The 26,849-nt window shown below is 70.0% G+C and carries 26 protein-coding genes and 1 pseudogene; 16 read left to right on the top strand and 11 right to left on the bottom strand.

The genetic code is table 11. The annotated features are described in order from the left end of the window. Window positions 1-21 precede the first annotated feature (21 nt). Together ACFVKT_RS21000 and ACFVKT_RS20995 are read left to right on the top strand one after the other, a co-directional pair. Window positions 22-1,620, top strand: coding sequence for a FadD3 family acyl-CoA ligase (locus ACFVKT_RS21000; RefSeq protein WP_385733603.1), 1,599 nt, complete (start codon window positions 22-24; stop codon window positions 1,618-1,620). A 171-nt stretch (window positions 1,621-1,791) separates the two neighbouring features. Continuing rightward, the gene (locus tag ACFVKT_RS20995) at window positions 1,792-2,061 is read left to right on the top strand and encodes a hypothetical protein (RefSeq protein ID WP_385733602.1); all 270 of its coding nucleotides are present in this window, start codon (window positions 1,792-1,794) and stop codon (window positions 2,059-2,061) included. Between the two features lie 948 nt (window positions 2,062-3,009). Here the strand turns inward: ACFVKT_RS20995 and ACFVKT_RS20990 are convergent. Together ACFVKT_RS20990 and ACFVKT_RS20985 are read right to left on the bottom strand one after the other, a co-directional pair. Further along, complete coding sequence (locus ACFVKT_RS20990) at window positions 3,010-3,192, bottom strand: sigma-like protein (protein ID WP_385733600.1); 183 nt, start codon at window positions 3,190-3,192, stop codon at window positions 3,010-3,012. Window positions 3,193-3,400: 208 nt separating this feature from the next. After that, window positions 3,401-6,358 (bottom strand): BTAD domain-containing putative transcriptional regulator, encoded by a 2,958-nt coding sequence (locus ACFVKT_RS20985; RefSeq protein WP_385733599.1) that lies wholly within the window; start codon window positions 6,356-6,358, stop codon window positions 3,401-3,403. 202 nt (window positions 6,359-6,560) lie between these two features. On the opposite strand from ACFVKT_RS20985, the gene ACFVKT_RS20980 reads away from it, so the two are divergent. From ACFVKT_RS20980 to ACFVKT_RS20940, 9 genes are all read left to right on the top strand, one after another. Next, window positions 6,561-7,778: an amidohydrolase family protein gene (locus ACFVKT_RS20980; protein ID WP_385733597.1), complete on the top strand. Its 1,218-nt coding sequence runs from the start codon at window positions 6,561-6,563 to the stop codon at window positions 7,776-7,778. A gap of 81 nt (window positions 7,779-7,859) precedes the next feature. Continuing rightward, window positions 7,860-8,801 (top strand): LLM class F420-dependent oxidoreductase, encoded by a 942-nt coding sequence (locus ACFVKT_RS20975; protein WP_385733596.1) that lies wholly within the window; start codon window positions 7,860-7,862, stop codon window positions 8,799-8,801. Window positions 8,802-8,913: 112 nt separating this feature from the next. Continuing rightward, window positions 8,914-9,699 carry an SDR family NAD(P)-dependent oxidoreductase gene (locus ACFVKT_RS20970; RefSeq protein ID WP_385733594.1) on the top strand — a complete coding sequence of 262 codons (786 nt, stop codon included), beginning with the start codon at window positions 8,914-8,916 and terminating at the stop codon, window positions 9,697-9,699. Between the two features lie 129 nt (window positions 9,700-9,828). Next, on the top strand, window positions 9,829-10,947 hold the full coding sequence (locus ACFVKT_RS20965; RefSeq protein ID WP_385733592.1) for an LLM class flavin-dependent oxidoreductase: 1,119 nt from the start codon (window positions 9,829-9,831) through the stop codon (window positions 10,945-10,947). 14 nt (window positions 10,948-10,961) lie between these two features. After that, window positions 10,962-12,695: an amidohydrolase family protein gene (locus tag ACFVKT_RS20960; protein ID WP_385733590.1), complete on the top strand. Its 1,734-nt coding sequence runs from the start codon at window positions 10,962-10,964 to the stop codon at window positions 12,693-12,695. Further along, window positions 12,692-14,176, top strand: a complete 1,485-nt coding sequence (locus ACFVKT_RS20955; RefSeq protein WP_385733588.1) for an aldehyde dehydrogenase family protein — start codon at window positions 12,692-12,694, stop codon at window positions 14,174-14,176. The genes ACFVKT_RS20960 and ACFVKT_RS20955 overlap by 4 nt, the downstream gene beginning before the upstream one ends. A gap of 137 nt (window positions 14,177-14,313) precedes the next feature. Beyond that, window positions 14,314-15,069, top strand: coding sequence for an SDR family oxidoreductase (locus tag ACFVKT_RS20950; protein WP_385733586.1), 756 nt, complete (start codon window positions 14,314-14,316; stop codon window positions 15,067-15,069). Window positions 15,070-15,115: 46 nt separating this feature from the next. Further along, the gene (locus tag ACFVKT_RS20945; RefSeq protein ID WP_385733584.1) at window positions 15,116-16,012 is read left to right on the top strand and encodes an SDR family NAD(P)-dependent oxidoreductase; all 897 of its coding nucleotides are present in this window, start codon (window positions 15,116-15,118) and stop codon (window positions 16,010-16,012) included. A gap of 24 nt (window positions 16,013-16,036) precedes the next feature. Then, window positions 16,037-16,780 (top strand): TetR/AcrR family transcriptional regulator, encoded by a 744-nt coding sequence (locus ACFVKT_RS20940; protein ID WP_385733582.1) that lies wholly within the window; start codon window positions 16,037-16,039, stop codon window positions 16,778-16,780. 210 nt (window positions 16,781-16,990) lie between these two features. Here ACFVKT_RS20940 and ACFVKT_RS20935 read toward each other — a convergent pair whose 3' ends face one another. The 6 genes from ACFVKT_RS20935 to ACFVKT_RS20910 form a co-directional block, all read right to left on the bottom strand. Then, window positions 16,991-17,560 carry a DUF3291 domain-containing protein gene (locus tag ACFVKT_RS20935; RefSeq protein WP_385733580.1) on the bottom strand — a complete coding sequence of 190 codons (570 nt, stop codon included), beginning with the start codon at window positions 17,558-17,560 and terminating at the stop codon, window positions 16,991-16,993. A gap of 486 nt (window positions 17,561-18,046) precedes the next feature. Beyond that, window positions 18,047-18,661 carry a TetR/AcrR family transcriptional regulator gene (locus ACFVKT_RS20930; protein WP_385733578.1) on the bottom strand — a complete coding sequence of 205 codons (615 nt, stop codon included), beginning with the start codon at window positions 18,659-18,661 and terminating at the stop codon, window positions 18,047-18,049. A gap of 416 nt (window positions 18,662-19,077) precedes the next feature. Continuing rightward, window positions 19,078-20,037, bottom strand: a complete 960-nt coding sequence (locus ACFVKT_RS20925) for an alpha/beta hydrolase family protein (protein ID WP_385733576.1) — start codon at window positions 20,035-20,037, stop codon at window positions 19,078-19,080. A gap of 195 nt (window positions 20,038-20,232) precedes the next feature. Beyond that, window positions 20,233-20,631 (bottom strand): nitroreductase/quinone reductase family protein, encoded by a 399-nt coding sequence (locus tag ACFVKT_RS20920; RefSeq protein WP_385733574.1) that lies wholly within the window; start codon window positions 20,629-20,631, stop codon window positions 20,233-20,235. 43 nt (window positions 20,632-20,674) lie between these two features. After that, window positions 20,675-20,854, bottom strand: a complete 180-nt coding sequence (locus ACFVKT_RS20915; protein WP_385733572.1) for a DUF397 domain-containing protein — start codon at window positions 20,852-20,854, stop codon at window positions 20,675-20,677. Between the two features lie 9 nt (window positions 20,855-20,863). Further along, entirely contained in the window at window positions 20,864-21,715 is an 852-nt protein-coding gene (locus tag ACFVKT_RS20910) for a helix-turn-helix transcriptional regulator (RefSeq protein WP_384381879.1), read from the bottom strand. A gap of 210 nt (window positions 21,716-21,925) precedes the next feature. Here ACFVKT_RS20910 and ACFVKT_RS20905 point away from each other — a divergent pair, with 210 nt between their 5' ends. From ACFVKT_RS20905 to ACFVKT_RS20895, 3 genes are all read left to right on the top strand, one after another. After that, entirely contained in the window at window positions 21,926-22,363 is a 438-nt protein-coding gene (locus tag ACFVKT_RS20905; protein ID WP_385733570.1) for an ATP-binding protein, read from the top strand. A 68-nt stretch (window positions 22,364-22,431) separates the two neighbouring features. Further along, window positions 22,432-22,737, top strand: a complete 306-nt coding sequence (locus tag ACFVKT_RS20900) for a hypothetical protein (RefSeq protein ID WP_385733568.1) — start codon at window positions 22,432-22,434, stop codon at window positions 22,735-22,737. A 133-nt stretch (window positions 22,738-22,870) separates the two neighbouring features. After that, complete coding sequence (locus tag ACFVKT_RS20895; RefSeq protein ID WP_385733566.1) at window positions 22,871-23,020, top strand: hypothetical protein; 150 nt, start codon at window positions 22,871-22,873, stop codon at window positions 23,018-23,020. A gap of 67 nt (window positions 23,021-23,087) precedes the next feature. Here the strand turns inward: ACFVKT_RS20895 and ACFVKT_RS20890 are convergent, their stop codons facing one another. Together ACFVKT_RS20890 and ACFVKT_RS20885 are read right to left on the bottom strand one after the other, a co-directional pair. Continuing rightward, complete coding sequence (locus ACFVKT_RS20890) at window positions 23,088-23,945, bottom strand: DUF2690 domain-containing protein (RefSeq protein ID WP_385733564.1); 858 nt, start codon at window positions 23,943-23,945, stop codon at window positions 23,088-23,090. After that, a complete protein-coding gene (locus ACFVKT_RS20885) occupies window positions 23,942-24,736 on the bottom strand; it encodes a peptidoglycan-binding protein (RefSeq protein ID WP_385733562.1) in 795 nt (264 codons plus the stop codon). The genes ACFVKT_RS20890 and ACFVKT_RS20885 overlap by 4 nt, the downstream gene beginning before the upstream one ends. Before the next feature lie 306 nt (window positions 24,737-25,042). On the opposite strand from ACFVKT_RS20885, the gene ACFVKT_RS20880 reads away from it, so the two are divergent. Further along, complete coding sequence (locus tag ACFVKT_RS20880) at window positions 25,043-25,486, top strand: peptidoglycan-binding protein (RefSeq protein ID WP_385733560.1); 444 nt, start codon at window positions 25,043-25,045, stop codon at window positions 25,484-25,486. Between the two features lie 81 nt (window positions 25,487-25,567). Here the strand turns inward: ACFVKT_RS20880 and ACFVKT_RS20875 are convergent. Continuing rightward, window positions 25,568-25,689 (bottom strand): annotated as a pseudogene (locus ACFVKT_RS20875) (DALR anticodon-binding domain-containing protein); the annotation flags it as partial. 140 nt (window positions 25,690-25,829) lie between these two features. Here ACFVKT_RS20875 and ACFVKT_RS20870 point away from each other — a divergent pair. Then, on the top strand, window positions 25,830-26,843 hold the full coding sequence (locus tag ACFVKT_RS20870; RefSeq protein ID WP_385733559.1) for a hypothetical protein: 1,014 nt from the start codon (window positions 25,830-25,832) through the stop codon (window positions 26,841-26,843). The last annotated feature ends 6 nt before the right edge of the window (window positions 26,844-26,849 follow it).

Below are 26,849 nucleotides of genomic sequence, written 5' to 3'. Positions count from 1 at the left end.
TCGGGTGCAGGGAGGCGTGAGATGCGCGGAGACCTGGAGTGGGGCAGCATCCCGGGACTGGTCCGGTCGGCGGCGACACGCTTCGCGGACCGGGAGGCGGTGGCGGACGGCCGTACGCGCGTCTCGTACGAGGAGCTGGGCGCCCGCGTCGAACGCGCGACCGCGGCCTGTCTCGCGAGCGGGGTCCGGCCCGGCGACCGGGTCGCCATCTGGGCCCCGAACACCCTCGACTGGATCGTCTCCGCGCTCGGCGCGGTGTCGGCGGGGGCGGTCCTCGTCCCGCTGAACACCCGCTTCAAGGGGACGGAGGCGGCGTACGTACTGGCCCGCAGCCGGGCACGCCTGCTCTTCGTGACCGGCACGTTCCTGGGCACCTCGTATGTGGCGTCGCTGCGGAGGGCCGCGGGGGAGGGCGACGGCACGGGCCCGCTCCCCGGCCTCCCGCACCTTCAGCAGGTGGTCGTGCTCTCGGACGACGCCCCCGCCGACTTCCGTACCTGGAAGGACTTCCTGGCCGCCGGGGAGGGCGTGGGCGCGGCGGAAGTACGCGAACGGGAGGCCGTCCTCTCCGGATCCTCACCCTCCGACATCGTCTTCACCTCCGGTACGACGGGCCGCCCCAAGGGCGCGGTGATCACCCACGCGCAGACGCTGCGCGGTTACGCGATCTGGAGCGAACTGGCGGGCCTGCGCGAGGGCGACCGCTACCTGATCGTGAACCCCTTCTTCCACACCTTCGGCTACAAGGCCGGCATCGTGGCCTGCCTCATGCGGGGCGCGACGATGATCCCGCAACCGGTGTTCAACGTCGACACGGTCCTCGCCAACGTGGCCTCGGAACGGATATCGGTCCTCCCGGGCCCACCGACCCTCCACCAGTCGCTGCTGGACCACCCGTTCCGCGACACGCACGACCTGTCGGCACTGCGGCTCGTCGTGACGGGCGCGGCGGTGGTCCCCCTGCGGCTCGTGGAACGACTTCGGACGGAGCTGAAGATCGACACGGTCCTTACGGCGTACGGGCTTTCGGAAGCGAGCGGGATCGTCACGATGTGCCGCCGTGGAGACGCCCCGACCGTGATCGCCTCGACGTCCGGGCGGGCGATCCCGGACACGGAGGTACGGGTGGTGGGGCCGAGGGGGGAGCCCCTCGCGCCCGGCACCCCCGGCGAGGTCCTCGTCCGCGGCTTCAACGTCATGCAGGGCTACTTCGAGGACGCGGAGGCGACGGCCGCTGTTTTGGGAGCGGACGGCTGGCTGCGGACGGGAGATGTGGGGGTCCTTGATGTCTCCGGCAACCTCCGCATCACCGACCGCCTCAAGGACATGTTCATCGTCGGCGGCTTCAACGCCTACCCCGCCGAGATCGAACAGCTCCTCGGCCTCCATCCGGATGTCGCCGACGTGGCGGTGATCGGCGTCCCGGACGGGCGGCTGGGGGAGGTCGGCAAGGCGTATGTCGTACGGCGTCCTGGGGCCGTGGTGACGGGGGACGACCTCATCGCCTGGTCCCGCCGCGAGATGGCGAACTACAAGGTGCCGCGGGGGGTGGAGTTCGTGGGGGAGCTGCCTCGGAACGCGAGTGGGAAGGTGGTTAAGGGGGAGTTGCGGGGGCGGTGAGGGGGCCCGGGCCGCGCTGGGCGAGGGCGGGGAGGCTGGGCTTCTGCGCTTCCTGGGCCCGGGGAGGCTGGGCTTCCGTGCTTCCTGGGCCCGGGGAGGCTGGGCTTCCGTGCTTCCTGGGCCCAGGGAGGAGCGGGGCTCGGTGAGTGGGCCGAGTCTGATGAGGGCGTTGTGGATCTCCTCGATGATCTGGGCGGGGCGTCCGAAGACGTCCGCCGCGGTGTACCGGAGGAGGAGGCGGACCTCCGGGCACTGGAGGACCTCGTTGTAGCGGGCGATGTCCCGATGGTGGGAGGCGCGGGTGCCGTGGTAGGCGTATCCCTCGATCTCGACGGCCAGTCCTTCGGCCCGGAAGAGGAAGTCCAGGCGGCACTGGCGGCCGCCGGGCGTGAGGAGTTCGGCCTGGGACTCTGGACAGAGGCCCGCGTCGTGCATGCGTAGACGTGTGATTGTCTCCGCGGGTGAGCCGGAGTACGGGTCGGCGAGCTTCAGCCGGCGGCGGGCCCTGGACGCCCCGCGCAGAGGAGCTTCCAGCGCGGCTGCGATCACCTCGCGAGTCGCGAGCGGTGCGCGGCGGATTCCGTCGACCCTGCGCCAGGTGAGCGCCGATTCGGTGGCCACGAGCGCGTCGTCCCTCGACGCGGCTCGCAGAAGGTCCGCGAGCGTACGGGCGACACTCGTGATCCGCAGGCCCTCGCGCACCACCACATCGCCTGGCGCGAGGGGGAGCCGGTACACGCGCACGCCCGTGCCCTCCCGCCGGAGGGACAGCTGCGGGTCACAGAACTCCAGGGCGGTTTCTTGAGCGGTCGGCTGTGTCGCCGTCCCCTGTGTCGCCGCTCCTGGGGTGGATGCCCCCTGTCCCGCTCCTTGGGGCAGGTTCAGTACCTCGATCTGCCACAGTGCGGCCGCCGAACGATGGCTGATCACGAGCTGCGGTGTGAGCAGCTGCACGGCGCGGAGCCGGGTGGAAAGGTCCACGCGCCGCCCGGGCTCGGCCCAGGCCCCGGCCCGAATCCGGGTCCACCCCTCCACCCCAAGCTTCCGAAAGAGACTCTGCCTGGCCCACCCACCCGCAAGAGCACGCGCAACAACCAGAACCCCTCCATCAACAACCCCACCCACCCCCAAACGCTCCACACCCCCACACTCCCGCACCTCCCCCACCCGGAGTCCCCCCTTGTGGATAACTCACCCCACCCGGCCTTGCTGAGGGATTGGCAGATGTGTCCCAGGGGTGGGGTGCGCGACCAGGGGTTTTCGTGGGGGCAGGTGGGACGTATCTGCCAATCGCCGCGACGATGTGAGGTGGGGGAAGCAGCAGGCATGCCTCGGCCGCGGTGGCTCCCCCTCCGCGCCACCGCGGCCGATCCCCGTCGGGATGGAGGTCTACTTGTTGTCGAGGCCCAGGACGGGCGGGGCGGGCTGGTGGCTGTCCAGGGTGGTGATTTCGCCGTCGGTGGGCGGGGCGGGCTGGTGGCTGTCCAGGGTGGTGATTTCGCCGTCGGTGGGCGGGGCCGGCTGGTGACTGTCCTGCGTGGTGAGGTTCTGGTCCTTCTTGGCGTCGCTCATGATCAGGTACTCCTCTGGGATTGGCAGTCCGCGGGGTGCGAACGCCCGCTCGGCAGCTCCCCCGAGGGTTGCCGAGCGGGCGTTCTGGGGCCGACCACCTTATCCGTGGGGCCCATGCGATCCGTCTGCCCCCCGACGCGACGGGTCGATGTCCTAGAGAGTGGCAGCGACCCATAAACGTTCGATGAACGCCGTGTCAGTCGGCTCGTCAGGCCGCTGCGACCGGGTTGAGGAGGTCGCGCACCGTATCGGCTTCCCGGGCGCCCGAGTCTTCGTAGATGACCAGGGCGTCGTGCCAGCAGGCCCGTGCGCGATCGAGTTGCCCGAGACGGTCGAGCGACTGCCCCAGGAGAGTCAGCACGTTGGCGCGCATCCATTCGCCCCCAATGCAGCCGGTGGCCAGTGCCTGCTCGGCGTGCTGAGCTGCTTGACCCGGACGGTGTGCCAAGAGGTGGACCTGCGCAATGCGGAAGTGAGTGGTTCCTTCCCACAGGCGCTGCCGGCTCTCCACAAACACTTGGAGGGCCTGCGTGAGTTGATCAAGCGCCTCGGCATGGCGGCCCGCGTGGCCGAAGACGATCCCCAGGGCATACCTCGCGTTGGCGAGGCGGAAGGTCAAGCCGAGTTCATCGTAAATGGCCATACCTTGACGGGCGAGATCAATTGCCGCGGACGTGCGATTCATTGAGTCCAGCCCCCGGGAGAGATTGCACAGGGCGCTGGCCTCGCCCGGCCGGTTGCCGTCGTTGCGGAATGCCTCAATCGCGGTGAGCAGATAGGCTTCGCCAGCTTCATGCTGATTTACGCAGTTTGCGATAATGCCCTGCTCGTTCGGTGCGTTACCGCTGGTCCAAGGGTCTCCGGACTCACTGCTGAGCTCCGCAGCCCGGTCTGCCTCCGCCGCAGCTCTCTCGAAGTGCCCAGAATTGTTGAGTACTTGAGCGAGAGTTACGCGCGCGCGCCCCTCGGCATGGGTGTCGCCAATTGTGGCCGCAGCGTCACGTGCCGCACATGTGGCTGACTCGTATCGGAGTGAACTCGCCCCAGACTCCGACAGGTCTTTGGAAGCAAGGAGGAGATCAACCGCACGTCGCAGCGTCCCCGGCTCCAACGACTGCTGAACGCAAGCCAGAATGCAAGCCGCCTCCGAGTGCAGCCAGTCCAGTGCCTTTCCGTCGTCGCTGAACTCCTGCCCCTTCCGCCGGGTCATCTCAAGGTGGTCCACGGTCCGGTCCCCGGGCCGCTCTATCGCGTACACCCGTGCCGCCGTAGCCAAATAGAAGTCCAGCAACCGGGACATAGCCGCATCCCGCTCGCTGGGCGGCTGTTCGTCCCGCTCCGCACAAGAACGCGCATAGAGCCGCACCAGATCGTGGTACCGATACCGCCCCGGCGCCGCCGACTCCAGCAGCGAGGTATCCACCAGGGACTCCAGCAGGTCCTCGGTGTCCTCGATCGGCAGGTCGAGTACGGCGGCTGCCGCGGCCAGTGACATGTCGGGGCCGTCCGCGAGCCCCAGCAGGCGGAATGCGCGGGCCTGCGCCGGCTCCAACTGGCCGTAGCCCAGCTCGAAGGTGGCCTTCACGGCGAGGTCGCCGGCCTGCAACTCGTCCAGGCGGCGGCGTTCGTCGCCGAGCTTGGCCGCCAGTACGGACACCGTCCACGTACGGCGCGCGGCCAGTCGGGAGGCCGCGATGCGGATCGCCAGCGGGAGGAAGCCGCACGCCGCCACCACATCCAGCGCCGCCTCGCGCTCGGACTCCACCCGCTCCCGCCCCACGATCTTCGTGAAGAGCTGGAGGGCCTCCTCGGGGGACATCACGTCCAGGTCGACGAGGTGCGCCCCGGCCAGGTCCACCATGCGCACGCGCGAGGTGACCAGGGCCGCGCACCCCTCCGTCCCCGGGAGCAGCGGACGTACCTGTGCGGCATCCCGGGCGTTGTCCAACAACACCAGCACCCGTCGCCCGTCCAGCACCGACCGGTACAGTGCCGAGCGTTCCTCCAGCGAGTCCGGGATGGCTGAGTCGGCCGTCCCCAGCGCTCGCAGGAAAGCTCCCAGCACCGTTTCCGGCTCGGCCGCCCGCGCCCCCGCCCCCTGCAGGTCCACGTACAACTGCCCGTCCGGAAAAGCGCCCCGCGACTGATGGGCCACGTGCACGGCGAGCGTCGTCTTGCCCACGCCCCCGATGCCCGCCAGGGCGGAGACGGCCATGACGCGGCCCTCGCCCGCGTCGGACGAGGCGGCGGCAAGGACGTCGCTCAGTTCCTGGACGAAGGAGACGCGGCCGGTGAAGTCCGTGACGGTGGCGGGGAGTTGGGCCGGGCGTACCGGCGCTGTCGCGGGCTCCGCGGCCGGAGCCGATGGTTCCGCGAGCGCCGGGTCCGCCTGGAGGATCCGGGCCTGGAGTTCCTTCAGGCCCGCCCGCGGGTCCACGCCCAGCTCGTCGGCCAGCAGGCGCCGGGTGTCCGCGTAGACGGCGAGGGCTTCCGCCTGCCGCCCGCTCCGGTACAGCGCGAGCATCAGCAGTTCGCGCAGCCGCTCGCGGAGCGGATGCGCCGCCGTGAGTGCGGTCAGCTCGGACACGGCCTCCGCGTGGCAGCCCTGTTCCAGGTCCATGTCCAGGCAGGATTCGAGGAGTTGGAGGCGGAACTCCTCCAGTCGTGCACGCTGCGTGTCCGCGGAGGGGCCCGGCATGTTCGCCAGGGGCTCGCCCTCCCACAGGCTCAGCGCGCGCCTCAGTACGTCGCGGGCGTGGCAGAGGTCCCCGGTGCCCCGCGCCTTCTCGGCGTCGGCGGCGAGTTCCTGGGCGAGGGCGAGGTCCAGTGTTCCGCCGCCGCCGGAGAGCCGGATCGCGTAGCCGCCGGACTCGCTGACCAGGATCTCGGGGCCCAGCGTCTTCCTGAGCCGCGAGGCGTAGGTACGTACGGTGGCCAGGGCCTGGGCAGGGGGATCGTCACCCCACAGGGCGTCGATCAGCTCGGCGGCCGTGGCCGTACGGCCTTCGCGGAGCAGCAGCACCGCCAGCAGGGCGCGTTGCTGCGGAGACCCCGCGGGCAGGAGCTCCTCCCCGCGCCAGGCGCGCACCGGGCCGAGCACACAGAAGCGCAATGCCGCCGATTCCTCGCGACCCCGCTGCTTCGGTACTCGCGGCACACCGTCCATCGCTGTCCCCCTGCCGAACCGTTGGTACTAGGACGCCAGTTTGCCTTGTTCATGGCGGATGCGTCAGCAGTGGGAGACAGCGATCACAGGCCGCCGTGCCAAGCCCCCGGGACTCTCACAGGGTCCACACGAGGTCCGCGCAATCGAGCGGGCGCCGACCAGAGAGCTGACGGACCGTCAGATCGGCGCTACCGTAAAGAGCATGGAGACCTTCCCGAAGATCATCTCGGTGGACGACCACACGGTGGAGCCCCCCAACGTCTGGCGGGACCGGCTCCCGTCGAAGTACCAGGACCGAGGCCCACGCATCCTCCGTGCGCCGCTGAAGGAAATGAGCTTCCTCGGCGGCAAGTTCGCACCCGTCATGGGCAATCCGGGCGACGACGGGCCGATAGGGGACTGGTGGATATACGAGGATCTGCACCGGCCCCTCACCCGCCTCGACACCGCGGTCGGATACGACAGGGACGAGATCAAGCTCGAAGTGATCACGTACGAGCAGATGCGGCCCGGTTCGTACGACGTGCCGCAGCGGCTCGCCGACATGGACGTCAACCATGTCCAGTCCGCCCTGTGTTTCCCGACCTTCCCCCGCTTCTGCGGCCAGACGTTCACCGAGGCCAAGGACCATGAGCTGGGCCTGCTGTGCGTGCGGGCCTACAACGACTGGATGGTTGAGGAGTGGTGCGGGCCGGACGCCCGGGGGCGGCTGATACCGCTTCCCCTCATTCCGCTCTGGGACGCCCGGCTCGCGGCGGAGGAAGTACGCCGCAACGCCGCCCGTGGAGCACGCGCCGTCGCCTTCTCCGAGATCCCGCCCCACCTCGGACTGCCCTCCATCCACACCGACGAGTGGGACCCCTTCCTCGCCGCCTGCGACGAGACCGGCACGGTCATCGCCATGCACATCGGGTCCAGCAGCAAGATGCCGTCCACCTCCGCCGACGCCCCGCCCGCCGTCGGCTCCACCATCACCTTCGCCAACTGCTGCTTCTCGATGGTGGACTGGCTGATGAGCGGCAAGTTCGAACGCTTCCCGAATCTCAAAGTCATGTACGCGGAGGGTCAGATCGGGTGGATCCCGTACATCCTCGAACGTGCCGACGTCGTCTGGGAGGAGAACCGCGGGTGGGGCGGCGTCGCCGACAAGGTCCACCGGCCGCCGTCCGAACTCTTCACCGAGCACGTCTATGGCTGCTTCTTCGACGACGCCTTCGGTCTCAAGAACCTCGACGCCATCGGAGTCGGCAACGTCCTCTACGAGACCGACTACCCACACTCCGACTCCACCTGGCCCAAGTCCAGGGAGGTCGGCGAGGCCCAAATGGGCCACCTCGACGCGGACGTCGTCGACCGGATCGTACGGCGGAACGCGATCGAGCTGTTGGGGCTGGCGGAAGACGGCCTCTGGGTGCCGTAGAGGATGCACGCCCCTTGTCTGACGGTCCGTCAGCTAAGACTATGGGCCCTGATATGACGGTCCGTCAGTCAAGGGGTGCCGATGCACACACCGCCGGAAGGGCGACTCGCCTACGGGATGCAGCTCCCGATCCAGTCGCAGAGCACCATCTACGCCGAGCCGTGGGAGGCGGACGCGAGCCCCGCCGACCTCGTCGAGATCGCCCGCGCCGCCGACCGCTCCGGCTTCGCGTATCTCGCGAGCTGCGACCACGTCGCCATCCCGCGCCGCCTCGCGAGCGCGATGAGCACCATCTGGTACGACCCCGTCGCCACCCTCGCCCTCCTCGCGGGCGTGACCGAGCGCGTACGGCTGCTCAGTCATGTCGCGATCGTCGGGCTGCGGCACCCGCTGGTCACCGCCAAGCAGTACGCGACCCTGGACCACCTGAGCGGCGGGCGGCTGATTCTCGGCGTCGGAGCCGGCCACGTACAAGAGGAGTTCGAGGTGCTCGGAGTGGACTTCGCGCGGCGCGGGGCGGTCCTCGACGAGTCGATCGAGGCGCTCAGGGCCGCGCTCGGGCCGGACGAATACCCCGTGCACCACGGCAAGTTGTACGACTTCGAGGGGCTCGGCCAGCTGCCAAGGCCCGCGCAGGAACACGTGCCGGTCTGGGTCGGCGGATCCTCGCCCGCCGCCGTACGCCGGGCCGCGCTGCGCGGTGACGGGTGGCTGCCGCAGGGCGATCCGCGCGACCGGCTCCCGGAGCAGATCGCCAAGCTGCGCGGGATCAGGAAGGACGCGGGTATTGAGGACCCCGTCACCGTCGGCGCCATCACCGAGCCGCTGTACGTCGGTGAGCCCGGCTGGGATGTCGGGCGGCGCACCCTGCACGGGGCGCCCGAGGTGCTCGCCGAGTCGCTGCGGGCGTACTCCGCGATGGGTGTGGACCAGATACAGGTGCGGTTCCGCAGCCGGAGCCGCGCCGAACTCACTGACCAGATCACGGCGTTCGGCGCCGAGGTCGCTCCGCACCTCGGCTGAGCGAGCCACAGGCCGCACCTCAGCTGAGGGAGCCATGAGCCGCACCTCGGCTGAAGGAGCCGCAGGCCACACCCGGCCCCCTCCCGGGCCGCCCGACAACCTACGGAGAGCCATGGGCAAGCTGGACGGACGCGTCGTTCTGATCACGGGTGCGGCGCGCGGGCAGGGCGAGCAGGAGGCGCGGATCTTCGTCGCGGAGGGGGCGCGGGTCCTGCTCGCGGATGTGCTCGACGACCAGGGGGAGACCCTGGCCAAGGAGATCGGCGCGCGGTACGTGCACCTCGACGTGAGCCAGGAGGCCGACTGGCAGGCCGCCGTCGCCGCTGCCAAGGACGCGTACGGGCGGATCGACGGGCTCGTCAACAACGCCGGCATCCTGCGCTTCAACGAGCTGGTCAACACCCCTCTCGAGGAGTTCCAGCAGGTCGTGCAGGTCAACCAGGTCGGCGTCTTCCTCGGGATCAAGACCGTCGCGCCCGAGATCGCGGCGGCGGGCGGCGGCACCATCGTGAACACCGCCTCGTACGCCGGGCTCACGGGGATGGCCTGGGTGGGGGCCTACTCCGCGACCAAGCACGCCATCGTGGGGCTGACCCGGGTGGCCGCGCTGGAGCTCGCCGCCAAGGGGATCCGGGTCAACGCCGTCTGCCCGGGGGCCATCGACACCGCCATGAGCAACCCGGCGCTGCTCGACCCGGACCGCGAACCCACCGGCGGCGCGGCGCCCTCGGTGGCGGTCGACGCGCTCTACCGCAAGCTCGTGCCGCTCGGCCGTATCGGGAAGCCGGAGGAGGTCGCCCGGCTCGTCCTCTTCCTCACCGGCGAGGACTCCTCGTACATCACCGGGCAGCCGTTCGTGATCGACGGGGGGTGGCTGGCGGGGGTGAGCGTCATCTGACCTCCGCCCCCGCCCGGCTGACGTGACGTCAGCTATTGACGCCTCACGGGCGCGGTGGAACAGTCGGCGGCAGATGAATCTGACGGTTCGTCAGATGATTGGACAGAGACGTGGGGACGGTGAACCTCCTTGGAATTCGGGCTCTTTGTACAGGGATACGTGGGCAAGCGGGCCGAGACCGATCCGCTCGCGGAGCACAAGGCGCTGATGGAGGAGACCGAGTACGTCATCCAGGCGGACGAGTCCGGTTTCAAGTACGCCTGGGCGTCCGAGCACCACTTCCTGGAGGAGTACTCACACCTCTCGGCCAACGACGTCTTCCTCGGCTACCTCGCGCACGCCACCGAGCGCATCCACCTCGGCTCCGGGATCTTCAACCCGCTCGCCCAGGTCAACCACCCCGTGAAGGTCGCCGAGAAGGTCGCCATGCTCGACCATCTCAGCGAAGGGCGCTTCGAGTTCGGCAGCGGCCGGGGCGCGGGATCGCACGAGATCCTCGGCTTCATCCCCGGCGTCACCGACATGAACTACACCAAGGAGATCTGGGAAGAGACCATCGCCGAGTTCCCCAAGATGTGGCTCCAGGACGAGTACGCCGGGTTCCAGGGCAAGCACTGGCAGCTCCCGCCGCGCAAGATCTTCCCCAAGCCGTACGGGAAGTCGCACCCCGCCATGTGGTACGCCGCCGGGTCCCCACCCTCGTACGCCATGGCCGCCCGCAAGGGCCTCGGGGTTCTCGGCTTCAGCGTGCAGAAGGTCTCCGACATGGAGTGGGTCCTGGAGCAGTACAAGACGGCGATCGTCGAGGCCCAGCCGGTCGGGGACTTCGTCAACGACAACGTGATGGTGACCTCGACGGCGATCTGCGCGCCGACGCACGCGGAGGCCGTACGGATCGCCGCCGGTGGCGGGCTGCACTACCTCCAGTCACTCGTCTTCCGCTACCACGACACCTTCCCGCGGCCCGAGGGCTTCCCCGTCTGGCCGGAGACGCTCCCGGAGTTCAACGAGGAGATCATCGAACTCCTCATCTCCGAGGAGCTGTTGATCTGCGGTGACCCGGCCGAGGTGCTCACCCAGTGCAAGCGGTGGGAGCAGGCGGGCGCCGACCAGCTCAGCTTCGGGATGCCGATCGGGATCTCCCGGGAGGACACCCTCCAGTCGATCAGGCTGATCGGCGAGCATGTGATTCCGAAGATCGACACGGATCCGGTGCACCGGACGACCCGGTTCCGCAACGCCGTCTAGGGGGTTCCCGCGCGATGCTCGACCATCTGATCAAGGGCGCGACCGTCGTGGACGGGACGGGTGGCCCCGCGTACACCGCCGATGTGGGGATACGAAACGGCCGTATCGCGGTCATCGGGGCGGCGGTGACGGAGGGCGCGAGGACCAGCGAGGACGCCCACGGGCTCGTCCTCGCCCCGGGGTTCGTCGACCCGCACACGCACTACGACGCCCAGCTTTTCTGGGACCCGTACGCCACCCCGTCCTTGAACCACGGGGTGACGACCGTCGCGGGCGGCAACTGCGGCTTCACCCTTGCCCCGTTGAACCCCGACCGGCCCGAAGACGCCGACTACACGCGCCGCATGCTGTCCAGGGTCGAGGGCATGTCCCTGATCGCTCTGGAGGAGGGCGCGCCCTGGAACTGGCACGGCTTCGGGGAGTACCTGGACGCCCTGGAGGGACGGATCGCCGTCAACGCGGGCTTCATGGTGGGGCATTGCGCGTTGCGACGGTATGTGATGGGCGCGGATGCGGTGGGCGGGCAGCCGACCGAGGAGCAACTCCACGAGATGCTGCGGCTCTTCCACCAGGCGATGGCCGCAGGAGCCTGGGGACTGTCCACCACCCAGTCCTCCACGCACTCCGACGGCGACGGCAAGCCGGTCGCCTCGCGGCACGCGAAACCCGCCGAACTGCTGGCTCTCTCACGGGCGGTGGGCGAGCACGAGGGCACGCAGATCGAGGCGATCGTGGCGGGCTGCCTCGACCAGTTCAGCGACGACGAGATCGATCTGTTCGTGGAGATGAGCGCGGCGGCGGGCCGCCCCCTGAACTGGAACGTGCTGACGATCGACTCCGCCGTCCCCGAGCGCGTCCCCCGGCAACTGGAAGCGAGCGAACGCGCCCGCAAGTCCGGTGGCCGCATCGTCGCGCTCACCATGCCGATCCTCACCCCCATGAACATGTCGCTCGGCACCTTCTGCGCCCTGAACCTCATCCCCGGCTGGGGCGAGGTACTGGCCCTTCCCGTGCCCGAGCGGATCGCCCGCCTGCGCGACGGCGACGTACGGGCCGAGATGCTGCGCCGGGCCGCCGGCAAGGAAGCGGGCGTCTTCCGGCGGCTCGCCAACTTCGGGCGGTACGTCATCGGGGACACCTACAGCGCCGCGAACGAGGGCCTGACGGGGCGGGTCGTCAACGACATCGCCGCCGAGCGCGGCCAGGAACCCTTCGAATGCCTCGTGGAGATCTGCGCGGCCGACGAACTGCGCACGGTGCTCTGGCCGATGCCCACCGACAACGACCCCGACTCGTGGGCGCTGCGCCAGCAGACCTGGCGGCACGAGGACGTCCTGCTCGGCGGCTCCGACGCGGGCGCCCATCTGGACCGCATGTGCGGAGCCCCGTACACCACCCGTTTCATCGGCGACTGCCTGCGCGGACGGAAGCTCGTCACGCTGGAGCAGGCCGTGAAGATGCTGACGGACGACCCGGCGCGGCTCTTCGGGCTGCGTGAGCGGGGGCGCCTGGAGGTGGGCTGGCATGCGGACCTCGTCCTCTTCGACCCGGAACGGATCGACGCCGGCAAGGCCACCCTGGTGCACGACCTGCCGGGTGACAGTCCGCGCCTCGACTCCAAGGCGATCGGGATAACGGCCGTGTGGGTCAACGGCGTTGAGGCGATCCGGGGTGACGAGGTGACCGGTGCGGTGCCGGGGAAGGTGCTCAGGTCCGGGCGGGACACGCAGACGGTGAGTACCAAGTGAGCGATGTGAGCGATGCCTTGGCCGGGGGAGTGCCCGACGGGCAGCGGTTGTTCATCGGCGGCTCGTGGGTGGCGCCCGACAACGGGTTCTACGAGGTGACCGACCCGGCGACCGAGGGAGTCGTCGGGCGGGCGCCGGAGGCCTCGCGGGAGCAGGTGTACGCGGCCGCCGCCGCGGCCCGCGAGGCCTTCGGGCCGTGGTCGCGGACGCCCGCCGAGGAGCGCGCCGCCGTACTCGACAGGGCGGCCGGGATCATCCGCCGCAACCTCCTCCCGTACGCCGAACTCGCCCAGGCCGAGAGCGGCGCCACCACCGGGACCGCCCGCGCGATGCAGGTGGGCGTGGGCATGGCCCGCTTCCGCCGGTACGCGAAGGTCGAACCCGTCGAGCAGCCGCTGCCGCCGCAGATCAACGAGGCGGGGCCGTTCGGCGGGGCGGCCGTCATGGGCGCCCTGGCCCTGCGCCAGCCCGTCGGCGTCGTCACCTGCATCACCTCGTACAACAACCCCTGGGCCAACCCGGCCGGCAAGATCGCCCCCGCCCTCGCCATGGGCAACACGGTGCTCGTGAAGCCCGCCCCGCAGGACCCCCTCTCCGTGTACCGGATTGCGGAGGCCCTGGAGGCGGCGGGCGTCCCGCCGGGCGTCGTGAACGTGGTCAGCGGCACAGGAGTTGAGGTCGGCGAGGCGGCGGTCGACTCCCCGGACGTCGACATGGTCAGCTTCACCGGCTCGACCGCCGTCGGGCAGCGCATCGCCGAGGTGTGCGGGCGGGGCATGAAGCGGCAGTTGATGGAGCTGGGCGGCAAGGGCGCGGCGGTCGTCTTCGACGACGCGGACCTGGAGTCGGCGGCGCTGGGGATCGGGACGACGTTCTCGTTCTACAGCGGCCAGATCTGCACGGCGCCGACGCGGGTGCTGGTGCAGCGCGCCGTGCATGACCGACTGGTCGAGCAACTGGCCGTGTACGCCACCCACTTGAAGGTCGGCGATCCGCGGGACCCTGGCACGGTCGTCGGCCCGGTCATCTCCGCGGCGCATCGCGACCGGGTCGAGTCGTACGTCGAACTCGGCCGCAAGGAGGGCGCGCGGGTGGTCGCGGGCGGCGTACGCCCCCCTCTCGACCGTGGCTTCTACGTCGCCCCCACCCTCCTCGCCGACTGCACCCCGGACATGCGGGTGGTCCGCGAGGAGATCTTCGGCCCCGTCGTCGTGGTCGTCCCCTTCGAGGACGAGGAGGAGGCCATCACCCTCGCCAACGACAGCGACTACGGCCTCATCGACTACGTCTGGTCCGGCGACATAGCCCGCGCCTTCCGCGTGGCCCGCCGCCTCCGCGCGGGCGGCGTCGGCGTCAACACCGTCGGCCGCAACATGGAGGCCCCGTTCGGCGGCTTCAAGAAGAGCGGGGTGGGGCGAGACGTGGGGTCGTACGCGCTGCATGCGTACAGCGAGGTGCAGGCGATTGTCTGGCAGGGGTGACCTGCCCACTGGCCTTTGGCGATGACTGGACCGTAGCGGCGCTACGGCCATGGGTAGCGTCGCTACCGTTTCAGTGTTAGCGTTGTTCCTGTCGGGAAGCGGAGACCGCTACCCCAGTCACGACAAGGAGCAGCGTCATGAGTGAGCAGTCCAGCACCGGTACGGATCCCCGTGTGGCCGTCGTCACCGGTGGTTCGCGTGGGATCGGACGGGAGACCGCGGAGCGGCTGGCCGCCGACGGGTTCGCCGTCGTCGTCAACTACGCGGGCAATGAGGCCGAGGCGGACAAGGCCGTTGCCGCGATCACCGGGGCCGGCGGGCAGGCGATCGCCGTACGGGCCGATGTGGCCGACGAGACCGAGGTCGCGGCTCTCTTCGGCGCGGCGGAGAAGGCGTACGGCGGGGTCGACGTCGTCGTCCACGCGGCCGGTGTCATGGCGCTGGCGCCGCTCGTGGACCTCGACCTCGACGCCCTCGACCGGATGCACCGCACGAACATCCGCGGCACGTTCGTCGTCGACCAGCAGGCCGCGCGGCGACTGCGCGCGGGCGGGGCGATCATCAACTTCTCCAGCTCCGTCACGGCGCTCGCGATCCCCGGATACACCGCGTACGCCGCCACGAAGGGCGCCGTCGAGGCCGTCACCCTGATCCTCGCCCGCGAGATGCGCGGCCGGGACATCACGGTGAACGCGGTGGCACCCGGCCCGACCGCCACCGCCCTGTTCCTGGACGGCAAGGACGAAGAGACCATCGCGCGGATGGCCGCCCAGCCGCCGCTGGAGCGTCTCGGCACCCCCGAGGACATCGCCGGGGTCGTCTCCTTCCTCGCCGGTCCGGCGGGCCGCTGGATCAACGGCCAGGTGATCCGCGCCAACGGCGGCATCGCGTAGTCATCCGAGTGGTCCCAACCCCCCTTTGGATTCAAGGAGTTCAGCCATGAGCAAGGTGATCGTGATCACCGGCGCCGGTTCCGGCTTCGGCGCCCTCTCCGCCCGTGCGCTCGCCCGCGCCGGGCACACCGTCTACGCCGCGATGCGTGACACAGCCGGCCGCAACGCGGACCGGGTCAAGGAGGCCGCGGCGTACGCCGCCGAGCACCGGGTCGACCTGCGTACGGTCGAACTGGACGTCCTCTCCCAGGAGTCGGCGGACGCGGCCGTCGCCACGATCCTCGCGGAGGCGGGTCGCCTGGACGTGCTCGTGCACAACGCGGGGCACATGGTGACCGGCCCGACGGAGGCCTTCACCTCCGAGGAACTGGCGGCGGTGTACGACACGAACGTGCTCGGCACCCAGCGGGTCAACCGGGCCGCGCTGCCGCACCTGCGGGCGCAGGGGCACGGCCTGGTGCTGTGGGTCGGTTCCACGTCGACGAAGGGCGGCACCCCGCCGTACCTGGCGCCGTACTTCGCCGCGAAGGCCGCGATGGACGCGCTCGCCATGTCGTACGCCGCCGAGCTCGCCCGCTTCGACATCGAGACGACCATCGTCGTACCGGGCTCCTTCACCTCCGGCACCAACCACTTCGCCACCGGCGGCCACCCCGCCGAACAGACCGTGATCCCCGCGTACGAGGAGCGGTACGCGGGTCTGATGGACCAGGTCTCCCAGCGCCTGGCCGCCCTCGCGCCCGCCGATGCGGACGTGTCCCAGGTGGCCGACGCGATCGTCGAGGTCGTCGACACCCCGCACGGCGAGCGACCGTTCCGGGTCCACATCGACCCGGCGAACGACGGTTCCGAGGAGGTCAGCGCGGTCGCGGACCGCATACGCGCCGAGTTCCTGAAGCGGATCGGCCTGGACGACCTGCTGGCCCCCCACCAGGCGGTCTGAGTGGCATCCGTTAGCGTCGCTACCGTGAGTACGAAGGCGCGCATTCTCGAAGTGGCGGCCGAACTGGTCGCCGAGTCCCCGGACGGGGATGTCTCGACCCGGGCGGTCTGCGAGGCCGCCGGGGTCGGCGTCCCGGCCCTCTACCGTCACTTCGGGGACAAGGAGGGCCTGCTGTCGGCGGTCGTCGACCACGGCTGGGACAGGTACCTGGCGACCAAACGCCACCGCACCCCCGGCACGGACCCCGTCCAGGACCTGCGCGACGGCTGGGAGACGCACGTCGACTTCGCCCTGCAGAACCCGAACCTCTACCGCCTCATGAACTCCCCGGCGATGCGCACACCCCCGGCCGCGGCCCTGGAGTCCCACCAGATCCTCACCTCTGACCTCCAACGGGCCGCCGAACAGGGCAAGTTGCGCCTCGCTCCGGAACTCGCCGCCCAGATGATCATGTCGGCGAACGTCGGCGTCGCCCTGATGCTGGTCTCACGCCCCGCGACCTTCACCGACCAGACGGTGTCGCGGCGGGTACGGGACGCGGTGCACGCGGCGGTCTTCACGCCGGACGTGCTGGACTCCCGTACGACATCGGGGTCCAGTACGGCATCGGCGCCCGACGCGGCATCGGGGCCCGACGCCGACGATGCCCGCGTCCCCGCCACGGCCGCCCGCCTCAACGCCCTCCTCCGCCGGGCCACGCCCCCGACCCTCACCCCGGCCGAGTCGACTCTCCTGACGGAGTGGCTGAACCGCCTCTCGAACGAGTGACGGTGAGCCCGAAGGGGAGCCGATGACACAGGCGACGTTCCTTGTCGGTGGGGATCTGACCGTGAGGCGGCTCGGCTTCGGAGCCATGCGCCTGCCGACCGATCCGGGACCTGGCGGCCGAAGAAGCCACTGCTGAGCGGATCAGAGCGTGGACGGCGTTGGTGCTGGGCCGCAGTGCGCGATTGTGCAGGCCTTCGAGGGCAGGAATGGTCATCCGTGCCGAGCTTCGGCTGCTTTCCCGATGGGCTGCTTTTCCCGGGATCTGGTCGATGCCCCGTCCGAGGTGAACGCGTTTTGAAGGGTGAAAGCGTATGGCGTGGGTTCGTGGTCCTGCAGGTGCTCAAGCCTGGGGACCGCGTCCTCCCAGGTCGGGATCGTGCCGTCGGTGACCCACCAGAGAGCGTGGCTCGGATGCCCGGTCTTCTCAAACCAGTCGTAACGCCTGTTCAGCGCCGTGCGGTGCAGTTCGGTGTAGACGAACTTGTAGGCGGACTGCACATCGGCCCAAACCGACATGGTTGCGGCCAAGGCCGTCGTTTCAGGGCCACGCCCTTTCTCGTACCAGTTCGGGGCGACGAACTCCCCCCACTCCCGAAAGTCCCAGTCGAAATAGGCCCCTTCACCGAAATCTGTCGGCATGGCGTGGGTGACGTATCCGGGGATGTGCTCCATCCCTCCGTAGATGGCGCCAACGAACTCATCGAACTCCTGCGTCAACCTCCCCGGAGACCGGGTGGTTCTTTTGAGAACGCCGAAGGTGTACAGGGCCAGCTGAGGCATGGGTCTCTCCATGAGTGGGTCTGCAGTGGTAGCCCTCGGCGGATGGGCGCCGCCTGCGGGACACGTGCAGTGCTGTTCGTCGCGGGCATCATGGACGGCTCACGACGATCTGATGTCGCCTGTCATCAGATGTCACGCTACCTCAGATGCCTATAACGGCCCCATAAAAGCCGGGCAGGCGCTCGGTCCCGGTGACGGGGTGAATGGAAGCCGGACAGGCGCTCGGTCCCGGGGACGGGGGTGAACGGAAGCCGGACAGGTGCTCGGTCCCGGTGGCCGGGGCGAACGTGGTCCGGCCGGCCGCTGCGGCCCAAAGAGACCCAGCCTGCGAAGGCGTCCGTTGCGCGAGTCATCCGCCGCTCCGGCCGCAGGCCTGACGCCGCCGACCGGTGACTCAGTCCAACCAGTGCTCACGCGGGTCGACGCCGACCACTGTCGCGACCTGGGGAAAGCCGGCCCGTCGCTCCGGTGACCAGAGCACGGCACTCACTCCGCGTGCTGACTCAACTCGCGCTCCACGCCGCGGAACAGCACCACCGCGTGGACGACGAGTTGCTCGCGGCTGACATCGAAAGCCTTGGTCAGCCACTCCACGAGCAATCCGTTGATTCCCGCCACCACCGCCATGGCAAGCGTCTCGCGCCTCAGCGACGCGCCAGGCGGTGGTGGCGGCAGCAACGCCGCTGTGACGTCCGTGTACTGTCGCAATCCCCGTTGTCGGTGGGCCTCGACGAGGGGTCCGGCTCCGACCGCCTCGATGAGCTTGATCCGCCCGGCACGGGGATCACGCTCCAACGCTCGGGCGATCGTGTCGACCATCTGGCGCATCTGCTCCGTCGGCTCCGCGGTTCTGTCCACCGCCGCCATGGCAGCGGAGAACGTGGCCTCGTGGATCTGGTCGTGGACGGCCGCGAGAAGCTCCTCCATACCCGGGAAGCTCTCTGCGAAATACCGGTCGATCAGGCCTGCCCTGCGCAGGACCGCACGCGTTGACGTCGAGGCGAAACCCTGTGTGCCGAACAGATCGAGGGCCGCCTCGATCAACCGTGCGCGTCTGTCCGCACGGCGCTCCTCAGCGGTCTTGCCGTCGTAGGTCCTCATCGCTATGCACGGTACGACACCGTTGGTGGCGTGGAGCCGGGGGAGTCGGCCGACGCCCTCCGGGACGCCGGGTGCGGGACGCCGGGGCGCCGGGACGCCGGGTGCGGGGTGCTGGACGCTGGGTGCTGGACGCCGGGTTCGGGGTGCTGGACGCCGGGCGCGGGGCGCTACCGATCGCATCGACCGCCGTGACGTCCGGCTGGTGATCGGGCGGACGGCTCATGGGCGGGAGCGGGGCCATCGATTCTTCGACGTGGTCGAACCGAGCCACCGGATCCGTGGTGGCGCTCGCGATCCCTGGCACCGCCCGCATCGGTCACCTGGAGGAGGACCTCGCCGCCCCGCACATCCACCTACCCCGGCGCACCTGGACCGCTTCGACCTGCTCTACGGGCAGGGCAGGCCCGCCTGTCGGCCTACTTGGATTCGATGCGGCCGAGCGGGTCGGAGTCGGCCGCCAGTGCCTCACGCGCCGCCTGCCAGGCGGAATCCCCTGGGTAGAGCTCGCTGCGGAGGTAGGCCCAGGTGAGCTGCTGGACCGCGGCCACGCGCGCCGGGTTCTCGTCCGTGGTCTCGGCGACGTCGTATCCGGAGACCCCGCCGAGCCCGTGCTCCGCGTCGAACAGGGTGAGCAGGGACTTGGGGCCGGGGGAGAGGACGTACGGATCGGCGTGCCAGTCCGGGCCCGCGATCGTCAGGTGGGCGGAGGTGTCCTTGTCGCCGGCGACCACAAGGGTGGGCGTCGCCATCTCGGCGAAGTCCATGGTCAGGAAGAAGGAGTAGTTCTCGGCCACGAACTCGCTGACGGCGTCGCCGCCCCTGCCGGGCGCGGCAAGCAGTACGCCCGCCTTGATCCGCGGGTCGGCCAGGTCCACCACCGCTCCGTCGTCCGGATCGGTGAGGCGGGCGCCAAGCAGCAGGCTCGCGGTGTGCCCGCCCATCGAGTGCCCGGCGACGGCGACCTTGCTGTGGTCCAGGCGCCCGGCGAGCTGCGGTACGGCGGCCTCGATCGCGTCGAGCTGGTCGAGGACGCGCTTCATGTCCTCGGCCCGTGAACGCCAGTACATCGGCGCCCCCGGGGTCTCGGGGTCCAGGCTCAGCGTCCTGGAGCTCAGGTGGGTGGGCTGGATCACGACGAAGCCGTGGGCGGCCCAGAAGTTGGCGAGGGGGGCGTAGCCGTTCAGGGAGGAGAGGTGGTTCGAGTAGCCCTGGCCGTGCGAGAGGAGGATGACCGGCAGGTCGATCCCGGTCACGGGAGCGGAGACCCGTACCTCCAGATCCACGGCACGGTCGGGAGCCGGCAGCACCACCGGACTGACGGAGAGGACGGGGGTGGGCGAGCTGAGGAGGTCGGCGGGGTGGGTCGATTCGCTCATGTTGCTGGGTCCATTCAGAGGCCGGCCGTGCGAGGGCAGATGCCTGCCGCCGTCGACGGAGCAGGCGGTCAGGAGAGTCCGGCTTCAGGAACGTGGGTACGCTGAAGCGGAACGTTGTTCCGATTACGATACGGAACAGCGCTCCGCTTTGTCAACGGTCGCAGAGAGGGGGCGTGGGGCGACGGTGCGGGTGGATCAGTCGTCCGTCAGATCCACCCGCACCGTCAGCAGGTTCGTACCGACCGCGCGGACCGCGGCGCTGTTCAGCCGGGGCAAGGACCTGAGCCGTTCGCGGGCGTCGTCCCCGGCGAGCAGGTGGGCCGTCCCCTCGTGCCAACGCCCCTTGAAGCGCACCCGGACCCTCGGGTCGGCCTTGATGTTCCGCACGTACTGCGACTTCTCGCCGTACTCGGACACGATCCAGAACTCGTGCCCGACGCGCCGCCCACCGACCGGCGTCCGGCGCGCCAGCCCCGACTTGCGCCCCGTGGTCTCCAACAGCGTCTGAAACGGCAGCAGCCTCATGACCGGGTTCCCGATCCGCCGCTGGAGCGACGTGACGACACGGAATTTGAGTTCGTGGTGGCGGGGCATGTGGGGGCTCTTTCGTTGGCGGACCCGGGTGGCCCGGGTGGGATCAGTAGTTCTGCTGGAGCGCTCGGAGGAGGGCGGCGAAGGCGTCGGCGTGGGCCGAGAGTATGACCCCGGCGGGGTCGCTGCTTTCGGTCAGGCGGACCGTTTCTGCGGTGGCGGCGACGTGGACGCAGGCGTCGCCCTCCTGGCAGTAGGACGACTTCTGCCAGTCATGCGTGGACATGGGGCTCCTTCACAGGTCGTGGGCGATGGCGTGGATCAGGTCCCGGGACTTCTCGGGGCTCAGGGCGGTGGCCTCCACGATGTCGAGCAGGTTCCGGTACTTCTCCAAGAGTGCTTCGGCGTCCAGGAGTACGGGGCCGTGGAACTGGTCGAGTTGTGCGGTGTCGAGCTGGGGGACGGGACCGTGAAGGTAGTTGATGGACTGGCCCGACCCGGGAAACGCACCGACGTCGAACGGGACCACTCGTACGGTGATGTGTTCACGCTCGCTCATGTCGAGCAGGTGCTGGAGCTGGGCACGGGCAACGTCCCGGCCGCCGACGCGCATGCGCAGGGCCGCTTCGTGGATGACTGTCCGGTACGGGATCGGGTCTGCCCGGTAGATGACGTCCTGCCGCTTGATGCGGTGCGAGACGCGGTGCTCGACCTCCGGTGGCGTGGGCGCCGGGATCACGTGGCGGAAGATCTCGCGGGCGTGGTCGTGAGTTTGGAGCAGCCCCGAGATGTGGGTGGTGTACGCCGTGCGCACGGCGGTGGCGTTGTGCTCCAGTTCAGCGAGGTCGAGCAGGCCCGACGGCAGGACCTCCCGGTACGCCTCCCACCAGCCACGCGTTTTGTCGGTCGCGATGTCGACCAGGGCTTCGACGAAAGCCTGGTCCGAGCATGTGTACGTGCGGGCCATCGCCCTGAGGCGGTCGGGGCTGACGCCGAACCGTGCCGACTCGATGTTACTGAGTTGCCCCTGGCTGACCCCGAGCGTGCGGGCTGCCTCGGTTGCCGTCATGCCTGCTCGTTCGCGCATCTTGCGCAGCTCGACGGCAAGCCGGATGCGGCGGGCCGACGCCGAGGGCTTTGGGGGCATGTGAACTCCTCTGGCTCTGCGCCGAGTTGGTGTGTCACTCACACGAGCGAAGTCTCTCGAAGTTTTCCCGGATTCGCCAAAAGTTATTTGTGCGTGCCCTATCTTCGTTCCCAGGCGCCCCGCCCGGGAGTACCCCGCTCGACGGAGCGGCATCGTCACTGGGCTCCGCAGACCAACGACCCCAACTCCCTCTCGTGATCGGAAACTTCCATGGCAACCGTATCGCCGCCCTGGTCCTACACCCTGCAACTTCCGCACGATCCGCGGGCTCCGGGCATCGCCCGGGGAACCCTCAGGCTGATTCTGGCAGCCTATGAAATGTCCGAACTCTCCCCCACGGCAGAGCTGTTGGCGGCGGAGCTGCTCACGAACTCGCACTGTCACACCAGTGGCCCATACGCCCTCCGGGTCCTCTCGACCGAGTCGGACCGGCTACGGGTAGCCGTATGGGACTCCGACCCAAGGGTCCCGCCCGGCTTCGGCGACGTACCCCCGCCTGCCGCGGAAACCGCCGAGCACGGCCGAGGCCTGCACCTGGTACGGGCCTGCGCCGACGCGTGGGGCGCGTCCGTGCTGCGCGAACTGGGCGCGTCGAAGGGCGGCAAGCTGCTGTGGGCCGAGTGCGGGGGCGGGGTGTCGACGTGGTGAGCGGGGCTGTGCGGGCTGCCGAGCGATGTCCGTCCCGCCTTGGCGGCGCCATACTGGGAGGTGGAGCCATGCCCGTTCGTCAGGAGCAGACCATGAACGCGAGCGCACAGCCCGAGCACGGCTGGGGAGCGATGCCCCTCCCCGAGATCCGGACCGTGGATGACCTGCGCGGCGCGCTCAGCCGTTACGGCTTCCCCGGTGACCGGGAGCGCTTCGAGGACGAGTTGGCGGCGGCCATAGGAGCCGCCCCCACCAACGATTTCGAGGGCGCCGCAGCCGTGGTCCGGGCCTATCGGCACCGCGTCCACATCAGGAACTCGCCCGAGATCATGGCGGCCCTCGAAGAGGCACGCGCCGGAGGCTCCGGCACATGACCGGTATCCCGCTGGAGGAGGCCGAGCCCGCCAAGAAGGCGTTCGGAGACCTCACGGAGGGGGAGCGGGAAGTGGTCCGGGACGCGCTCACGGTCATCGGACGGGACCCGACGGCGGGGCGCGAGATCCCAGGATGGCGCCCCCGCCCTCCGTGGAGTACACGTACACCACGCCGCTTGCACGCGACTCTGCCGAAGCGATCACCGTCGTCTATACGCACACCCCTGGCATGGGCGTGACTGTCGTGTACTACTTCCGTGACCCGCAGGTCGTGGATGAGTAGCGAGTCGGAGGCGTTGAGACCCGTGCCGGCGGAGGACTTCGGCGTCGACGCGTCCGAGGGCCTGACGCTACTGAGGTGAGGGCGGCCGGGTCGTGGGGGCGGCTCCGCCCACGCGGGCCTCGACGCACTCCCGTTCGCCGTCAACCGACGCGGGCCGGAAGCAGGCACGGACGGTGCTGCCGGGGTGGGCCGCGGCCATGCCGGTGTAGACGTAGGTTTCCGTGTCGGTCCTGTTCTCGATGCGCACGTCGTGGGTCGGGCCGCCGGCCGTGAGCTCCACCCGGTCGCCGATCCGGGTCCCCCACACTCGGGCCCAGCTCGCGCCGCACTTCTCGCTGTAGCGCAGCTCCACATGGGCGCCGGTGGCGGTGCGGTATGTGGTGAGGGTGTCGGGGGCGTAGCCGCAGACCATGCGTATCGGGTCCCGGCCCTCGCAGGCGGCTCCCTGGCATTGGGGGGCGAGAGAGGACGGGGCGGAGGCCGCCAGCGGTTCGTCCTCCGGGGCATCCCGGTCCGGCAGCAGGAAGAGCACCATTGCCACGCCGCCGACGAGCGTGGCGTACACCGACGCCAGCACCACTGTGAGCCGGCGTCTGCGGCGGCGTGGCCGCCCGGTCTCGGCGGGCCGGGACGGTTCCTGCGGCTGTGGCCGCGGCTCGTCGGCGGCAGGGGCGAGGACCGCCGCGCGTCCGCTCCAGTCCGACTCGGCGATCTCCCACAGGGCCGACAGCCGCCCGTCCGGCTCGTTCGCGACCCGGCACAGGTCCTGTACGGCCTGACGAGGGGGCAGGCTCTTGCCGTTGAGGTATCGCTCCCATGAGGACTTGCTGTACGCCGTCCGCTCCGACAGCGCCGCCAGACTCAGCCCCGTACGGGCTCGCAATTCCCGCAGCGCCGCGGTCAGCCGGGTGTGTTCCGCGGTCACTTGGGCGCCGCTTCCCGTAGGGCCTTCCAGGTGTGCGGGCCGATGACACCGTCCACGACCAGCCCGTCCCGTGTCTGGATGCGCTCGACCGCGCTCTGTGTCTTCGGGCCGAAGACGCCGTCGATGTCCCCCGGCGAGATGCCCGCCCGGCGCAGCAGGCACTGCGCCTCGGCCACTTCCGGGCCCATGTAGGTGTAGGCCAGGATGGCGTCCGTGGTACGGCTCAGGCCCGCGTACCAGAGGCCGTCACTCTGCTCCAGCCGGCAGGAGTAAATGACCGGCACCGAGGTCTCCGACACGATGGCCGGGGCCGCGACCGTACGGGCGCGGATGTCCGCGAGCTGGCTGCGGGCGTCGGCGAGCCGCACGGCCAGCAGGAGCGCCGCGGAGAGGGACAGCACCAGGGCCACCGCTCCGGCCGGCACCGCGACGCGCAGGTAACGCCCGTACGGATGCCGCTCCGTGGGCGGGTGTGCCGGTGTCGCTGGGGCGCTCTCCGTGGCACTGGCGGTGACCACGCGGCCCTCCGCCCAGTGCTCGGCGGCGATCTCGTGCAGCACCAGCAGCCGGGCGGGATCGTCACCGCTGATGCGGGCCACCGCCTCGACGGCCTCCCGGGGCGGCAGCGACCTGCCGTTCAGATACCGCTGCCACGACCTCGCGCTGTACCCGGTCTTCGCGGCCAGTTGCCGCGTGCTCAGTTCGCCGTGGTCCTTCAGTTTGCGCAATCGCACGATCAACTGGCGGACGTGCGGATGCAGTTCAGCAGGCAGCTCTTTCCAACGCGACATGTTTCCCCCGCTCGCGTCAGGGACCGCTGTCCGGCCCCCCGTGTCCCGGTTTCATTCTGCATCAGCCGTCACGGCGCTCACGGAACGGTGACCACGCGCCCGTGCGGAACCGGCCATCCCCGCTCGCGGTCGTCCCGCCGTACGGACTCAGTGGGCAACGTCCCAGCAGGTCAGCGAGTGGGACGTCCCGGGACGACGCCACTTCTTCGTCAACTGTGGCTGCGCGGCGCGCCGAACCCGCAGTCTCGTTGCGGAGTCGGCCGGTGCGGTCGGTTCCACTCATCGCACGTCAACGGAGGAAACAGCATGCGAGCTCTCACGAAGGCACTCGTCAGTGTCACCGCCGCGATCGGGATCGCCGCCGGCGGCCTGGCCACCGCGGCCACGGCCACGGCGGCTCCCGCGCCGGCCCAGCAGCAGGCGGTGAGTGCCGAGGCTGTCGCGCCGCTCGCGGTGGTCAACCTGGGGCTGACCGTGGCAGAGGCTAAGAACGTCCAGCGCTGGCTGGCGGCGTACTGGGGCTACACCGGCGAGATCGACGGCTACCTCGGCACCAACAGCTGGAAGGCGTTCCAGCGCTGCCTGACCAAGTACTGGGGCTACACCGGCGAGATCGACGGAATCGTCGGCCCCAAGACGATCACGGCGCTGCAGAGGCTGCTGCGGAACTACGACTACGACGGCCCGCTCGACGGTATTGCCGGCGACGGAACCAAGGACGCGTTCAAGCGGTTCGCCAACGCGATCTGACGGCTGGGCCGCCCCACGAACCTCCTGAGGCCCGTCGTCTGGTGCGCGAAGAAGACGGGCCTCAGCGGGTGGTCCAGGAAGTCAGAGCCGCTCGGGCGTCCTGATGCCCAGCAGGGCATGCCCCGGTGCAGCGTGCGGGCCGCGACGCTACAAAGGAACAGGCGGTTCGCCACCTGCTCGTGCGTCTCGGCCTTCGGGGCCGGGCGCGTGCCTTGAACTCCTCGTCGGAGTCCTTTCGCCCACCGGTCGGCTCTCCGTGTGCCAGCTCCGGGACACGGTCCGAGCGATGCGCATACGGAGACCGTCTTGACAGCGCGGCCCCACACGCTGTGATCCTGGTGGGGTGAGCGAGCCAGCCAGGCGGACCCTGCTGCTGGGCGCGGCCGCGGCCGGGCTCGGACTGGTCGGCTGCATGGGCGAAGGCGAGGGCGGGGGCAAGGAGCCGGCACCGACCGCCAGTTCACCTCGTACCAGCTCCTCCAGTACGTCCCCCTCGTCGCCCCCGCCGGAGCCCCTCCCGTCCGCCTCCCCTTGGCCCCTCGTCCGTACGGAGGTCGAACCCCAGGCCAAACAGGCGGCCGTACGACTCCTGGAAGCACTTGGCACTTGGCCGCGCGGGCAGCAGGGAGCCGCCCCGGCGACGGAGCGGGCCGAGGTGCAGGACGTGGCCGCCGGTTCCGTCCCGGACCTCGTCGCGCAGGCCCAACCCCTGCTCGACGCCGGGTCCGAGGCCACCGTCCGTGTGATCGCCGCCCAGTACGGAGGACTGCTGAGCGCGCGGGCCAGTGTCCTGGTCGCGCTCCGGCAGTGGGGGAGGACCGCGGACGGGACGGTGCAGGACGGCGGGCCGACCGTCGACGTACGGCTGACGCGGACGGCGGCGTCCGGTTGGCAGGTCAGCGACCTGTACCCGTCCCGCACCGCGAAACCGCTCGCCCGGCCCGGCACGCTGATCGAGCAGGTCGTCGCGCACGAGCGGATCCGGCTGCCGCCCGCCGCCGAAGCCGACGTCAGGGCCGGGCAGTTGCGCCCCAAGCCGCTGCGGGCGCTGCTGACGCTGGCGGAGACGTACGAGATCGACGTGAGCGTCGTCCATACCGGTCACCCGCGCAACGTCTTCGGCACCGACCGGCTCAGCGACCACACCCGTATGCGCGCCTTCGACGTGTGGGCCGTCGACGGGCACACGGTGATCGACCCGGCGACCTCCGACGCGCTCATCGACGGCTTCATGCGGGCGGCGGCGAAGGCGGGGGCGTACAACGTGGGCGGGCCCCGGCAGCTCGGCCTCCCCGGCTTCTTCTCGGACCGGGTCCACCGGGACCATCTGCACATCGCCTTCGACAGCGACGGCTAGCCAGGG

The sequence above is a fragment of the Streptomyces sp. NPDC127595 genome (assembly GCF_042671685.1).
Taxonomy (GTDB): Bacteria; Actinomycetota; Actinomycetes; order Streptomycetales; family Streptomycetaceae; genus Streptomyces.
The sequence above is the reverse complement of the archived record's forward strand: the minus strand, read 5'-3'. Positions and strand labels throughout refer to the sequence as shown.

Excerpts from the sequence above, each read along its gene's own strand:
- ACFVKT_RS20880 (WP_385733560.1), top strand. The coding sequence starts at position 25,043 with ATGCGAGCTCTCACGAAGGCACTCGTCAGTGTCACCGCCGCGATCGGG.
- ACFVKT_RS20910 (WP_384381879.1), bottom strand. The coding sequence starts at position 21,715 with ATGCCCCCAAAGCCCTCGGCGTCGGCCCGCCGCATCCGGCTTGCCGTC.
- ACFVKT_RS20920 (WP_385733574.1), bottom strand. The coding sequence starts at position 20,631 with ATGCCCCGCCACCACGAACTCAAATTCCGTGTCGTCACGTCGCTCCAG.
- ACFVKT_RS20985 (WP_385733599.1), bottom strand. The coding sequence starts at position 6,358 with ATGGACGGTGTGCCGCGAGTACCGAAGCAGCGGGGTCGCGAGGAATCG.
- ACFVKT_RS20895 (WP_385733566.1), top strand. The coding sequence starts at position 22,871 with ATGGCGCCCCCGCCCTCCGTGGAGTACACGTACACCACGCCGCTTGCA.
- ACFVKT_RS20885 (WP_385733562.1), bottom strand. The coding sequence starts at position 24,736 with ATGTCGCGTTGGAAAGAGCTGCCTGCTGAACTGCATCCGCACGTCCGC.
- ACFVKT_RS20905 (WP_385733570.1), top strand. The coding sequence starts at position 21,926 with ATGGCAACCGTATCGCCGCCCTGGTCCTACACCCTGCAACTTCCGCAC.
- ACFVKT_RS20925 (WP_385733576.1), bottom strand. The coding sequence starts at position 20,037 with ATGAGCGAATCGACCCACCCCGCCGACCTCCTCAGCTCGCCCACCCCC.
- ACFVKT_RS20915 (WP_385733572.1), bottom strand. The coding sequence starts at position 20,854 with ATGTCCACGCATGACTGGCAGAAGTCGTCCTACTGCCAGGAGGGCGAC.
- ACFVKT_RS20900 (WP_385733568.1), top strand. The coding sequence starts at position 22,432 with ATGCCCGTTCGTCAGGAGCAGACCATGAACGCGAGCGCACAGCCCGAG.
- ACFVKT_RS20970 (WP_385733594.1), top strand. The coding sequence starts at position 8,914 with ATGGGCAAGCTGGACGGACGCGTCGTTCTGATCACGGGTGCGGCGCGC.
- ACFVKT_RS20950 (WP_385733586.1), top strand. The coding sequence starts at position 14,314 with ATGAGTGAGCAGTCCAGCACCGGTACGGATCCCCGTGTGGCCGTCGTC.
- ACFVKT_RS21000 (WP_385733603.1), top strand. The coding sequence starts at position 22 with ATGCGCGGAGACCTGGAGTGGGGCAGCATCCCGGGACTGGTCCGGTCG.
- ACFVKT_RS20990 (WP_385733600.1), bottom strand. The coding sequence starts at position 3,192 with ATGAGCGACGCCAAGAAGGACCAGAACCTCACCACGCAGGACAGTCAC.
- ACFVKT_RS20945 (WP_385733584.1), top strand. The coding sequence starts at position 15,116 with ATGAGCAAGGTGATCGTGATCACCGGCGCCGGTTCCGGCTTCGGCGCC.
- ACFVKT_RS20975 (WP_385733596.1), top strand. The coding sequence starts at position 7,860 with ATGCACACACCGCCGGAAGGGCGACTCGCCTACGGGATGCAGCTCCCG.
- ACFVKT_RS20960 (WP_385733590.1), top strand. The coding sequence starts at position 10,962 with ATGCTCGACCATCTGATCAAGGGCGCGACCGTCGTGGACGGGACGGGT.
- ACFVKT_RS20980 (WP_385733597.1), top strand. The coding sequence starts at position 6,561 with ATGGAGACCTTCCCGAAGATCATCTCGGTGGACGACCACACGGTGGAG.
- ACFVKT_RS20930 (WP_385733578.1), bottom strand. The coding sequence starts at position 18,661 with ATGAGGACCTACGACGGCAAGACCGCTGAGGAGCGCCGTGCGGACAGA.
- ACFVKT_RS20935 (WP_385733580.1), bottom strand. The coding sequence starts at position 17,560 with ATGCCTCAGCTGGCCCTGTACACCTTCGGCGTTCTCAAAAGAACCACC.